The sequence below is a fragment of the Aliiroseovarius zhejiangensis genome (assembly GCF_014656375.1).
GTDB classification, from domain to species: Bacteria; Pseudomonadota; Alphaproteobacteria; order Rhodobacterales; family Rhodobacteraceae; genus Aliiroseovarius; species Aliiroseovarius zhejiangensis.
On record NZ_BNCH01000002.1, the window covers coordinates 163,202 to 175,178 of the forward strand.

12 protein-coding genes are annotated in these 11,977 nt (G+C 62.1%); 4 read left to right on the plus strand and 8 right to left on the minus strand.

Translation table 11 applies throughout. From position 1 onward, the window contains the following. Positions 1–26 precede the first annotated feature (26 nt). The 5 genes from IE188_RS05500 to secG form a co-directional block, all read right to left on the minus strand. Positions 27–830: an ABC transporter ATP-binding protein gene (locus IE188_RS05500; protein ID WP_308442434.1), complete on the minus strand. Its 804-nt coding sequence runs from the start codon at positions 828–830 to the stop codon at positions 27–29. A gap of 181 nt (positions 831–1,011) precedes the next feature. Further along, complete coding sequence (locus IE188_RS05505) at positions 1,012–1,479, minus strand: tellurite resistance TerB family protein (protein ID WP_191285478.1); 468 nt, start codon at positions 1,477–1,479, stop codon at positions 1,012–1,014. A 90-nt stretch (positions 1,480–1,569) separates the two neighbouring features. Beyond that, positions 1,570–2,247, minus strand: a complete 678-nt coding sequence (locus IE188_RS05510) for a hypothetical protein (RefSeq protein WP_191285479.1) — start codon at positions 2,245–2,247, stop codon at positions 1,570–1,572. Further along, positions 2,244–3,887, minus strand: a complete 1,644-nt coding sequence (locus tag IE188_RS05515) for a CTP synthase (RefSeq protein ID WP_191285480.1) — start codon at positions 3,885–3,887, stop codon at positions 2,244–2,246. The genes IE188_RS05510 and IE188_RS05515 overlap by 4 nt, the downstream gene beginning before the upstream one ends. A 198-nt stretch (positions 3,888–4,085) precedes the next feature. Continuing rightward, complete coding sequence (gene secG, locus IE188_RS05520; protein WP_191285481.1) at positions 4,086–4,463, minus strand: preprotein translocase subunit SecG; 378 nt, start codon at positions 4,461–4,463, stop codon at positions 4,086–4,088. A gap of 196 nt (positions 4,464–4,659) precedes the next feature. Here secG and IE188_RS05525 point away from each other — a divergent pair, with 196 nt between their 5' ends. After that, positions 4,660–5,955 (plus strand): adenylosuccinate synthase, encoded by a 1,296-nt coding sequence (locus IE188_RS05525; protein ID WP_191285482.1) that lies wholly within the window; start codon positions 4,660–4,662, stop codon positions 5,953–5,955. A 13-nt stretch (positions 5,956–5,968) separates the two neighbouring features. Next, a complete protein-coding gene (locus IE188_RS05530) occupies positions 5,969–6,247 on the plus strand; it encodes a DUF2842 domain-containing protein (RefSeq protein ID WP_191285483.1) in 279 nt (92 codons plus the stop codon). A gap of 76 nt (positions 6,248–6,323) precedes the next feature. Here IE188_RS05530 and IE188_RS05535 read toward each other — a convergent pair whose 3' ends face one another. Further along, a complete protein-coding gene (locus IE188_RS05535) occupies positions 6,324–8,357 on the minus strand; it encodes a midas domain-containing protein (protein ID WP_191285484.1) in 2,034 nt (677 codons plus the stop codon). A 145-nt stretch (positions 8,358–8,502) separates the two neighbouring features. Between IE188_RS05535 and IE188_RS05540 the strand changes: the two genes are divergently transcribed. After that, complete coding sequence (locus IE188_RS05540; RefSeq protein ID WP_191285485.1) at positions 8,503–9,183, plus strand: thiamine diphosphokinase; 681 nt, start codon at positions 8,503–8,505, stop codon at positions 9,181–9,183. Here IE188_RS05540 and IE188_RS05545 read toward each other — a convergent pair. After that, on the minus strand, positions 9,180–10,559 hold the full coding sequence (locus IE188_RS05545; RefSeq protein ID WP_191285486.1) for an L-serine ammonia-lyase: 1,380 nt from the start codon (positions 10,557–10,559) through the stop codon (positions 9,180–9,182). The two genes, IE188_RS05540 and IE188_RS05545, sit on opposite strands and share 4 nt — an antisense overlap. Before the next feature lie 80 nt (positions 10,560–10,639). After that, positions 10,640–10,993 (minus strand): YbaN family protein, encoded by a 354-nt coding sequence (locus IE188_RS05550; protein WP_191285487.1) that lies wholly within the window; start codon positions 10,991–10,993, stop codon positions 10,640–10,642. A 194-nt stretch (positions 10,994–11,187) separates the two neighbouring features. On the opposite strand from IE188_RS05550, the gene rpiA reads away from it, so the two are divergent. Next, complete coding sequence (rpiA, locus tag IE188_RS05555) at positions 11,188–11,970, plus strand: ribose-5-phosphate isomerase RpiA (protein WP_191285488.1); 783 nt, start codon at positions 11,188–11,190, stop codon at positions 11,968–11,970. Positions 11,971–11,977 lie beyond the last annotated feature (7 nt).

Sequence of the window (11,977 nt, forward strand, 5' to 3'; positions counted from 1 at the left end):
AGGTGTTGGTTTCTTGGTTTTTCAAATCAGCCGGGTTGGGTGGCTGACAGAAACTGTTTGAGCCGCTCGCTCTTGGGCGATCCAAAGAGCGCATCCGGCGGGCCTTCTTCCTCGATCAGACCATGATGCAGAAAGATAACATGGTCCGACACATCCGCGGCCAGCCGCATGTCATGGGTGACGATCACCATGGTGCGCCCTTCGGCGGCCAAGTCCTTGATGACCTTCACGACCTCTTGTTCCAGTTCAGGGTCCAGCGCCGAGGTCGGTTCGTCGAACAACAGCGCCTTGGGTTCCATGCACAGCGCGCGCGCGATGGCGGCGCGTTGCTGCTGGCCGCCCGACAGTTGCGCAGGCCAGACATCGCATTTGTCGCCGATCCCAACCTTGGCCAGATAGGCGCGGGCCTTTTCTTCGACCTCGGCCTTGTCGCGGCCTAGCACGGTGACGGGCGCTTCCATCACGTTTTGCAGGATGGTCATGTGGGACCAAAGGTTGAACTGCTGGAACACCATCGACAGGTTGGTGCGGATGCGCGTGACCTGGGCACGGTCTGCCGGGTGCCGGTGCAGCGCATGGCCGCGCCAGGCAATCGGCTCGCCTTCGAACAGGATCTCGCCTTGCTGGCTGTCCTCAAGCAGGTTGGCACAACGCAACAGCGTCGATTTCCCTGACCCGGACGACCCGATCAGCGACACGACATGCCCGCGTTCGGCCACCAGATCGACGCCTTTCAGAACCTCAAGCGCACCGTAACTTTTGTGAAGGTCACGGATTTCGATCACAGGCGTGGCTGTGGCGGGGTCTGGGGACGTTGTGTCGAATGGCACGCAAGAAACCTGATTGTGGAACAAGTGGTGTGACATCGGAGTAGGGCGCATATTTATCCGAAATGCAACGGCGAAAAGGCGGGGAAGTCGCGTAAATCCGGGCGGATAGACGGTCTGGCGGGGCAGATTGCACGGGTGGCGCCCGGTCATACGCGCTGTGGTTGACGGCCCTGTCGTATGGTCAGACGCGGTCGCCGTCTGCGGTGCCGTCCAGGGCACGGGCGGCGCGCAGGCGTGCCTCGTTGCTTTCGCGGTCGGTGATGCCAAGAAAGCGCGGGATCATCCGCATCAACGCATCTTCTTCCGCCGTGCGCACCCCATCGGCCAGCACGACGGACCAAGCCGCTTCGATCACCGCGATCCGGTCGTCCAGCGGCACACCGTCTTTCACGGCATTGGTAAAGCGCACGGTATCGGGGGCTTCGGCCTCGATTTTCTCTGCGTCCTGCCGCAGGGCGACGGCACCATCTCCCGTCAATCCATAGCGGCGGGACAGGATGCGGGTGATTTCGTCCACCTCGGTCGCGCCATAGGCGTGGTCTGACCGTGCCAGCCGCACCAGAAGCGCGGCAATCGCCAGGCGCGCATCGTCATCGCCCAGCGGGCTGGGGGTCGGTTGGCTGAGTTTGCTGAGAAGGGATCGGATCATGTCATCAACTTATGGAAATTCTGTGGAAATACCAGCCTGCCAATCCTGCTTCGGGTCACAACCCTGTCAGGACCAAACACACTGCTCACCTCAGTTGACCAGGCCGGGTATGGAAAACCGGATGTCGTCAACCGCGATGCCGCCCGGGTCGCGATGGGTCACGGTGATGGCCTGCGCGGCAGGCGTGATCAGCACGGCAACTTCGTTCACGCCATGGTCGGGAAGAAGTGTGTGTTGCCCGATCACGTCACCGGCTTGGTCGAAAAAAGAAAAGGTCACACGCCCCGGCTTCGGACGGGTGCCCAGCGGGTCCGGATAATCTGCATGCAGTCGAATGGCGAATGCTGGCGTTGCCTGTTCAAACACGAAGGCAAGCGCACCTTCCCCGCGACCCGAAAGGCGTTCAAACCCATCGGGTCCAATCGGAAAAGCCGCGTTAGATCCAAACGCGGCATGAAATGCCACCGCGATGGGGGCGGCTTTGTTGCCCGTCTGCGCGGCAAGCGGTTGCGACGGATGGCCGGTCAGCATCTCGAAACCCTCGGCAACATGTCGCGTCTGTCCGGCAAGCATGGACCCAAGTGTCACGCCGTGAAAGTGCACCAGACCGGGCAATGGTTGTCCCGGTTCCGGCAGGGGTGCAAACCCCTCGAAATCGACAAGGCCGGGCAAATGCCCGGCCAGTTCCGCGTAATCGACTGATGTAACCTCACCCCCCCAAAGCGGGGTTGCGCTCAAGGCCAGACATATGGCCCAGACCTTGGTCACACCAGCCGCTCGATCTCTTTCGCGGCGCGCACGAAGTCGGCAAACAAGGGGGCCGGGTCGAAGGGCTTGGATTTCAGTTCCGGGTGAAACTGAACGCCGATGAACCACGGATGGTCCTTCCATTCGACGATTTCGGGCAGGCGACCGTCCGGCGACATGCCGGAAAAATGCAGGCCGCAATCTTCCAACTGATCACGATACTTGGTGTCCACCTCATAGCGGTGACGGTGGCGTTCTTCGATGGTGGTGGTGCCATAGATCTCGGCGACCTTGGACCCTTCGGCCAGTGTCGCGGTATAGGCGCCCAACCGCATCGTGCCGCCCTTGTCATCGGAGACCTTGCGCTTGACCCGATAGTTGCCCTGCACCCATTCCTTCAGGTGATACACCACGGGAGTAAACCGGGTTTCACCGGCCTCGTGGTCAAATTCCTCGGACCCGGCGTCCTTGATCCCCGCGACGTTGCGCGCCGCTTCCACGACGGCCATCTGCATGCCCAGGCAGATCCCCAGATAGGGGATCTTGCGTTCACGGGCAAACTGCGCCGCCTTGATCTTGCCCTCGGTGCCGCGTTCACCGAACCCGCCGGGCACAAGGATCGCGTGGAACCCGGCCAGATAGGGCGCGGGGTCTTCGTTGTCGAACAGTTCGGCATCCACCCATTCCAGTTTGACGCGCACCCGGTTGGCCATGCCCCCATGCATCAAAGCCTCTTTGATCGACTTATAGGCATCCTCAAGCTGGATATACTTGCCGACCACGGCCACGCGCACCTCGCCTTCGGCGTTGTGAATGCGATCTTCCACGTCTTCCCAACGGCGCAAGTCAGGCTTGGGGGCAGGGGCGATCTGGAACGCATCCAGCACCGCCTGATCCAGCCCGACATTGTGGAACGCCATTGGCGCTTCATAGATCGACTTCAGGTCATAGGCCGGAATGACCGCATCGGGGCGCACATTACAGAACAGCGCGATCTTGCCGCGTTCCTTTTCGGGGATCTCATGCTCGGCCCGGCAGACCAGCACATCGGGTGCGATACCGATCGAGCGCAATTCCTTGACCGAGTGCTGGGTCGGCTTGGTCTTCAATTCGCCCGAGGCGGCAAGAAACGGCAGCAGTGTGAGATGCATGAAGATACACTGACCGCGCGGGCGTTCCTGGCTGAACTGGCGGATCGCTTCAAAGAAGGGCAGGGCTTCGATGTCACCGACGGTGCCGCCGATTTCACAGAGCATGAAATCAACCTCGTCGTCGCCGATCTCGATGAAGTCCTTGATTTCGTTGGTGACATGCGGGATCACCTGAATGGTTTTGCCCAGGTAATCGCCGCGGCGCTCTTTCTCCAGCACATTGGTATAGATGCGCCCCGAGGAAACGGAATCGGTCGCGCGTGCTGCCACCCCGGTGAAGCGTTCATAGTGGCCGAGATCCAGATCGGTTTCCGCGCCATCGTCGGTGACGAACACCTCGCCATGTTCAAACGGGCTCATCGTGCCGGGATCGACGTTCAGGTAAGGGTCAAGTTTGCGCATCCGCACCGAATAGCCGCGCGCCTGCAACAGCGCACCCAAGGCCGCCGCCGTCAGCCCCTTGCCCAAAGAAGAAACCACACCGCCGGTGATGAAAATGTAACGTGCCATGCGTCAGGCTGCCCCCGTGAAACCGGCGCCATCGCGCCTTTGAATATTGGCTTTCGAACCCTGCACACGGCCATGAAAAAGGCCCCGGCGAATCCGCTGTCCACGGGATTAAAGATATAACCGATTCCGGTCCCCCGCGCAACCGGATCGCAAGATGATGGGGCGGGAAATCCGCCCGTCCTCAAGGTGTTGTGGGTGTCAGTCCGCGCGCGGCGGGGTCAGGCTGTCATCTGCGCTGGTGGGCGGCAGAAGGTCCGAAACATCCGGTGTCACCGGCGCGTCGGGGGCGGCGGCGTCATCTGCCACAGGCGCTTCGATCCCCAGCGTATCAACCACCGAACTGTCGGCCGAGTTTTTCGCGGCAATCACTGTCAGGGTGATCGAGGTGCACAGAAACGCGATGGCGAAGATCCAGGTCAGCTTGCCAAGGGCCGTGGCCGCCCCGCGCGACGACATCACGCCACCACCGCCGCCACCACCAATGCCAAGTCCGCCACCTTCGGACCGCTGCAACAGCACGATCCCGATCAGCCCAAGGGCCAGGATCAGGTGAATGACGAGGATGACGTTTTCCATAAGGGACGCTTCCGTGGCTGGGGTTCGTTCGATCTGCGGGGCTATGTAGGGGAAAAGCAGAAGGGGTGCAAGCAGCGCGGAGCTCCAATCTGCATTTCTGTCCGCGTTTCCCCGATCTCATGCGAATTACGGGTTTCACACGCGGGTAAGTGCCGCTATGACCCTAGCGGGTTTTCTTTGAGACAGGAAAAAGATCATGGCCAATGTAGTCGTCGTAGGTGCCCAGTGGGGCGATGAGGGAAAGGGCAAGATCGTTGACTGGCTCAGCGAACGTGCCGATGTGATCGCGCGTTTTCAAGGGGGGCACAATGCGGGCCATACACTGGTCGTGGACGGCAAGGTTTACAAGCTGCACGCGCTGCCCTCGGGCGTGGTGCGCGGTGGCAAGCTGTCGGTGATCGGCAATGGCGTCGTGCTGGACCCGTGGCACCTGCTGAAAGAGATCGAGACGATCACCGGACAAGGGGTCGAGATTTCGCCCGACACGCTGATGATTGCCGAAAACACGCCGCTGATCCTGCCGTTCCACGGTGAACTTGACCGCGCGCGGGAAGAGGCCGCATCGAAAGGCACCAAGATCGGCACCACCGGGCGCGGCATTGGCCCGTGTTACGAAGACAAGGTGGGGCGTCGCGCCATCCGCGTGGCCGATCTGGCCGATCCGGTCACGCTTGAAACCCGGGTGGATCGCGCGCTTCAACACCATGACCCGCTGCGCAAGGGGTTGGGGATCGACCCGATCGACCGCGACGCCCTGATTGCGCAACTGAAAGAGGTCGCCCCGAAAATCCTGCGCTTCGCCGCCCCCGTCTGGAAGGTCCTGAACGAAAAGCGCAAGGCCGGTAAACGCATTCTGTTTGAAGGGGCACAAGGCGCGCTTCTGGACATTGATTTCGGCACCTACCCCTTCGTCACATCCTCGAACGTGATTGCCGGTCAGGCGGCGACGGGCGTGGGGATCGGCCCCGGCTCGATCGACTATGTGCTGGGGATCGTGAAGGCCTATACGACCCGCGTGGGCGAAGGTCCGTTCCCGACCGAGTTGGACGATGCAGATGGTCAGCGTCTGGGCGAGCGTGGACACGAGTTTGGCACCACCACCGGGCGCAAGCGCCGCTGTGGCTGGTTCGATGCAGCCCTTGTGCGTCAGACCTGCGCGACCTCGGGCGTGTCGGGCATTTCGCTGACCAAGCTCGACGTGCTGGACGGGTTTGAAACCCTGAAGATCTGCGTTGGCTACGAGCTGGACGGCAAGCAGTTGGATTACCTGCCCACCGCCGAGAACGAACAGGCCCGCTGCACCCCGATCTATGAAGAAATGCCCGGCTGGTCGGAAACCACCGAAGGCGCGCGCAGTTGGAACGATCTGCCTGCCAACGCGATCAAATACGTGAAACGCGTGGAAGAGCTGATCGAGTGCCCCGTCGCCCTTCTGTCCACCAGCCCCGAACGCGATGACACGATCCTTGTCACCGACCCGTTCGCGGATTGATCGGGGGCAGGCCATGGCACTCAGTTACAAAGCACGCAAGCGGCTGTCGCTGCTGGTTTTGGTGGTCGGGCTTCCGCTTTATATCCTTGTGGCCGTGAAAGTGGTCAGCCTGTTTGATCGCCCGCCGATCCTTGTGGAGCTTTTGGTGTATGTGGTGCTGGGGTTTCTTTGGATGATCCCGCTGCGCAAGGTGTTCCTGGGCGTGGGCAAGCCCGACCCGGATGCCGACCCGGACAGCTATCCGCGTGATCCGGTGGACCCCGACACGAAATCGCGCGGCCCGAAACGCTGAGCCCCTTCAGCCTGACCGCCAAAACAAAAAGCACGGCCCGAAAATGGCCGTGCTTTTTTAGTTAAATTTTAGCAGGTTAGGCTGTCTGACGTCCGCTTTCGTCGGTGTCTTCGCCTTCCGCCAGGGCAAAGCGGCCCGGTGCGATCTTGTTGATCCGGCCTTCGCGCAGCAGACGGCCAAAGGCGCGCAAGGCTTCCTCGCGCGAGATGCCGCCACTCACATTCAGCCCGACCACCAACCGCATCACATGCGGGCGGCTGAATTGCGGCAGGCCCTGAACTTTCGTGGCATAGGTCGCGGCGGCTTCCATCAATCCGGTCATGTCCGACGCATCCGCCCCGTTGACATAGGCGGCAAACCCGTCCTGCGACGGGTCGGCGGATACCGCGCCAATGGTCTTGCCGGCAATGTCGGCGGAGCCCTGACCGGCAACGGTTTCGGCCTTGCTGCCGGGTTTGCGGCTGACGCGGCGTGGGCGCACGATCCGCACCGCCTTGTTGCCCTTGGCATCGGCCGTATCATCATCTTCGTCTTCCACCGGGGCATCGACCCGCTGTTCGGACACCAGAACCAGCGGGGCCATCCGCAGACTGCTGCCTTTCGCTTCGGTCGGTTCCGGGCGTTTCGGGCGCACGGCGCGGGCCAGATCTTCGCGGTACGGATCTTCTTCGTGATCGCCGTCGTCAAGTTCGCCTGCGTCCTCATCGGCGCGCTTGGCTTGCACCGCGGCTTTCAGATGCTCGATCGAGTTGCGGCGGCGCGACGCTTCCTGGCTGTCCATCTTGTCGTTGGTTTCGGCCAGGATGCGGTTCAGCGTCTCGTCGCTTTGATCGGCGGCGCCGTTGTCGAAGACCTGTTCGCGGCGTTCCCGGCGTGCTTCGGTCTTTACCTCGTGGTCGATCATGTTCAGCAGTTTCAGGGCCGACGGATCGTCCTGATCCTCGTCCGAGGCGCTTGTGTCGTCCCGATCCGCTTCGTCGTCATCCAGAATGGTCGCGTCTTCCACATCCTTGGGCGTGACGGCCAGTTCTTCGACCCCGTCTTCGCGGCGCATCCGCTTCACGCGCACAACGCGGTTCACGGGACGCAGCGGTTCGGGTTCGTCGTCGAAACTGTGTTCCAGAAGGTTGGTGACACCATCTTCGATGTCCAGATCGGCATCGCCTTCGTCGTCATAGTCCGCGGCCTGTTGGGCACCGTCGTTGTCCGCGGCATCGCCCTGGGCGTTCAACTGTGACAGGATGGCATCCACGTCTTCATCCGTGTCCGCAGGTGCCTTTGCCTCGTCAGACAAAACCAGCGGGCCGTTCGCTTCGGCATCATCGTCAGACGCGGCGGGCGTGGCGTCCTTGGCATCATCCGATGCGTCGGCACCATAGAACGGTTCGGCATCCGGATCATCGGCATAGCCGTCCTGATCGGTGTCGTTGGCCACCGCGCGGATCCGTTCCAGCTTGGCCTCGGCACTGTCGCCATCAACCGTGTCATCCGAGGCTGCATCCAGCTGTGCCGGGTCGTGGGTGGCGGCTTCTTCTGCCATATGTTCGAAATTGTCATGCGCGTGGGGATCGGTGGCGACGGGCTGATCCTCGGCACCCGGCCCTTCTTCTTGCTTGTCCTCTTGCTCAGCCTTCACGGGGTCGGCTTCGGCGGGTGTGTCTTCTGCCGGCGCGGCGTCGCTCGTGTCTGGCGCAGCTTCACCTTTCACGGCCTCGGGCGCATCCGTTGCGGCGTGTTCGCCCGTCGGGGCATCGGCCTGATCTTCGTCTTCGGCCTGACCTTCACTGTCCTCGTCCAGCAGCGCCTGACCGGCCACCAGCGTGGCGCCGGTTTTTGTAACTGCGGGCAGGGCCGTGCCTTCCTGACGCAACACCACGCCATCGTCTTCCACACGGGCCTGAACGCGTTTCTGAATCTCGCGTTCGGCAATGCGATGCAGAACTTCGGCATCGGGGGTCGGGGGTTCCGCTCCGAAATAGCGGTCATCCGCCGCAAGGTCGCGAAAATACTCCGCGATCGACTTCATGGTGCCGAATGGTTCGTCGAATCCCTCAAGCGTGCACGAAAAGGTGCCATAGGATACAGTGAGGATTTTGCTGTTGCTCACCATTGATAACTCACTTTCTCCTCCGAAACTGCGCAGGTATACACAGCCTACATCGTTCCGGGAGCTTAAACAAAACTGTGCAAAACACAGCATTTTTAACCGGATAAAACCGTTCCTAAGCCCAGATTGGGAGACAATTGTGTCCATAATGAGATATTTTCGCCAATTTTCTCACAATGTGACCATGTTGGGTGGCGGGGCGGTCACACCACAGACGCTTGCGCAGTGTTTGCAGCTTGCGCCCGACCTGGTGGCCGCCGATGGCGGGGCGGATCAGGCGCTGGAACTGGGGCATATGCCCGTGGCGGTGGCGGGTGATATGGACAGTGTGTCCGACCGGGCGCGCAAGACCATTGGCGCAGACCGGTTCATCGAGACCCCGGACCAGAATCGCACCGACTTTCACAAGACGCTGGACCTGATCGACGCGCCGCTGGTCCTGGGCGTGGGGTTCATGGGCAAGCGGCTGGATCATGAACTGGCCTGCTACAACACCCTTGTGCGGCTGCCGGAAAAGCGTGTGATTCTGGTGGGCGAGGTGGATATCTGTTTTCACCTGTCCCGCCCGCTGAAAATGTCCCTGCCGGTTGGCACGCGGTTTTCGCTGTTTCCCATGGCGCAGGTGACGGTGCAGGCGACCGGGCTGGTCTGGCCGGTCGAGGACCTTCAGATGTCGCCCTGGGGCATGATCGGCACGTCAAACGAAACCAACGCGCCCGGGGTCACGGTTGCGGCGGATGGTCCGGGGCTTCTGGTGATCCTGCCGCGCGCCCATCTGAAGGATGCCATTGCGGCGTTGACCACCGGCGGTGACGCGACCGAAGCCTAACAGTTCGGGACATTCACGGCCAAACCGCCCAGCGAGGTCTCTTTATACTTTTCCGACATATCCTGCCCGGTCTCGAACATCGTCTTGATGCAGGCGTCCAGCGGTACAAGATGGGTGCCGTCGCCGCGCAACGCCAGCGAGGCCGCGGACACCGCCTTGATCGCGCCCAGCCCGTTGCGTTCGATGCAGGGCACCTGCACCAGTCCCCGCACCGGGTCGCAGGTCAGGCCAAGGTGGTGTTCCAACGCGATCTCGGCCGCGTTCTCGATCTGCATGGGGCTGCCGCCCATCACGGCGCACAGCCCGGCTGCAGCCATCGCACTGGCCGATCCGACCTCGGCCTGGCACCCCGCTTCAGCGCCCGAGATCGAGGCGTTGTGCTTCACGATCCCGCCGATGGCCGAAGCGGTCAGCAGAAACTCGTGCACCCGTGACGGCACCGCGCCGGGCACGTGGTTCAGCCAGTATCGCACCACCGCCGGCAGAACGCCCGCCGCGCCATTGGTCGGGCTGGTCACGACCTGACCGCCCGCGGCGTTTTCCTCGTTCACCGCCATGGCATAGACGCTCATCCAATCGTTGATGATGTGCGGGGCGGACAGGTTCATCCCCTGTTCGGCCATCAGGCTGTCATGGATCGCCTTCGCGCGGCGGCGCACCAGAAGACCTCCGGGCAAGGTGCCATCGGTGGACAGCCCCCGCTCGATACAGGCATTCATCACCTCCCAGATCCGGTCCAGCCCTTCGGCCAGTTCGGCGGGTCCCATATGCTCCAGTTCGTTAGCGCGCTTCATCTCGGCGATTGTTTTGCCCGACTCGCGCGCCATCTCAAGCATCTGGGCGGCGGTATCGAACGGATAGGGATGCCGTTTTGCATCGCGCGCGTCCATCACGGCCTCGCGCGCCTGTTCCGCTTCGGTCACGACGAAGCCGCCACCGATGGAATAATAGGTCTCGCGCACCACCACATCGCCCTGCGCGTCGGTGGCCATCAGTTGCATCCCGTTGGCATGGCCGGGCAGGGGTGTTTCATAGTCAAACAAAAGATCCGTCTTGGGTGCGAATGCCAGCGGGTCCAACCCTTCGGGATGCACGGTTCCGGTGCGCGCGATTTCGGCCAGGGTGGTTTCGGCGCGCGCGTGGTCGTAGGTGTCGGGCAGGAACCCGGCCAATCCCAGGATAGTAGCCCTGTCGGTGGCATGTCCCACACCGGTAAACGCGAGCGACCCATGCAGAGAGGCGCGCAACCCATGCACCTTGAAGGGCTGCGCCCGCAGATGGTCCAGAAACCGTCCGCCCGCCACCATCGGACCCATCGTATGGGACGAACTGGGGCCAACCCCGATTTTGAACATATCGAAGACAGACAGGAACATGGCGACCTCGTGCATTTGCAGGTTGGATCAGGTTGATCAATTCGCGCGCGCATGTCCGCGCAAAAACGACGCTTTTTGCGTCAGTCCGGCCGGGTCAGCACGAAAGCCGCCCCCGCGCCCATCAGAACCGCCTGTGCCAGCAAGACCAGAGGCGGCGCGCCAAGGATCAGAGACACGACAAAAACCAGCGTCATCATGAAGACCGCCAGCATTTTCGCCCGGCGCGAGATCGCGCCGCGCTCCTCCCAATCCTTGATCGCCGGGCCGAAATGGGCGTGGTCAATCAACCAGGCGCGCGCCTTTGGACTGCCCTTGCCGAAGGCAAAGGCCGCCACCAGCAGGAAAGGCGTGGTGGGCAAGACGGGCAGGATCACTCCGATCAGCCCCAGCGCCACCGCGCACCACCCCAGCGCCATATAGACATATCTGCTCATCCGATGCATGCAGCCCTTGCCGGAAATCGTTGCGCCAGCATTGGGCGATGAGGGGGGGAATGTCCACCCGGTGGCGCCGGCGGTCTCCAGGCGGCAAAAATTGGCGATGTGCTGTGTTCCCCTCTCGCCAGTCCGGACCATGCGTTTTATAACGCTGACAACTCGAAACATGCGCCACAAGGGGAATCGCTGCCATGTCCGGAGAACTCTCACCCATCGACACCGCCAAATTCGTCGCAGCCAAGCGGGCGGTTCAATATGTCGAAGACGGGATGCGCGTGGGGCTGGGCACCGGGTCCACCGCCGCCTGGATGGTGCGCTGCCTGGGCGAACGGGTGCGCAGCGAGGGCCTGAAGATCACCGGCGTGCCGACCAGCACCCGCACCGCCGAGCTGGCGCAGCAGGTGGGGATCACCGTCACCACGCTGGACGAGGCCAAGTGGCTGGACCTGACCATTGACGGCACCGACGAATACGACCCCGACCTGTGCCTGATCAAAGGCGGCGGCGGGGCGCATTTGCAGGAAAAGATCGTTGCCACCGCGTCCGACCGGATGGTGGTGATCGCGGACCCGACCAAGGGCGTTGACGTGCTGGGCGCCTTCCCCTTGCCGATCGAGGTCATCCCTTTCGGCCTGCAAGCCACCAAGGGACTGGTCGAGGAACTGCTGGCCGCGATGGACGTTCTGGACAGCAAGGCGGTGCTGCGCGAAAAGGGCGGCGTGCCCTTTGTCACCGACGAGGGCAACCACATCATCGACCTGCATCTGAAGCGCATTCAGGATCCGCGCAAGCTCTCGATGGTGTTGAACCAGGTGCCGGGGGTGGTCGAGAACGGGTTGTTCATCGACATTTGCGATGCGGTTGTCATCGGCCATGGCGATGGCCGGGTCGAGGTGATCGACATCAACGAAGGCACCCACGAGGAAGAGCGGATCGAGTTTGCTGACAGTGCAAACATTTTTGCAGATATCTGACACTTCT

Bases quoted from the DNA above. Each gene is read 5' to 3' on its own strand.
- IE188_RS05505 (WP_191285478.1), bottom strand. From the start codon at position 1,479: ATGATCCGATCCCTTCTCAGCAAACTCAGCCAACCGACCCCCAGCCCG.
- IE188_RS05515 (WP_191285480.1), bottom strand. From the start codon at position 3,887: ATGGCACGTTACATTTTCATCACCGGCGGTGTGGTTTCTTCTTTGGGC.
- secG (WP_191285481.1), bottom strand. From the start codon at position 4,463: ATGGAAAACGTCATCCTCGTCATTCACCTGATCCTGGCCCTTGGGCTG.
- IE188_RS05525 (WP_191285482.1), top strand. From the start codon at position 4,660: ATGGCCAATGTAGTCGTCGTAGGTGCCCAGTGGGGCGATGAGGGAAAG.
- IE188_RS05530 (WP_191285483.1), top strand. From the start codon at position 5,969: ATGGCACTCAGTTACAAAGCACGCAAGCGGCTGTCGCTGCTGGTTTTG.
- IE188_RS05535 (WP_191285484.1), bottom strand. From the start codon at position 8,357: ATGGTGAGCAACAGCAAAATCCTCACTGTATCCTATGGCACCTTTTCG.
- IE188_RS05540 (WP_191285485.1), top strand. From the start codon at position 8,503: ATGAGATATTTTCGCCAATTTTCTCACAATGTGACCATGTTGGGTGGC.
- IE188_RS05545 (WP_191285486.1), bottom strand. From the start codon at position 10,559: ATGTTCCTGTCTGTCTTCGATATGTTCAAAATCGGGGTTGGCCCCAGT.
- IE188_RS05550 (WP_191285487.1), bottom strand. From the start codon at position 10,993: ATGAGCAGATATGTCTATATGGCGCTGGGGTGGTGCGCGGTGGCGCTG.
- rpiA (WP_191285488.1), top strand. From the start codon at position 11,188: ATGTCCGGAGAACTCTCACCCATCGACACCGCCAAATTCGTCGCAGCC.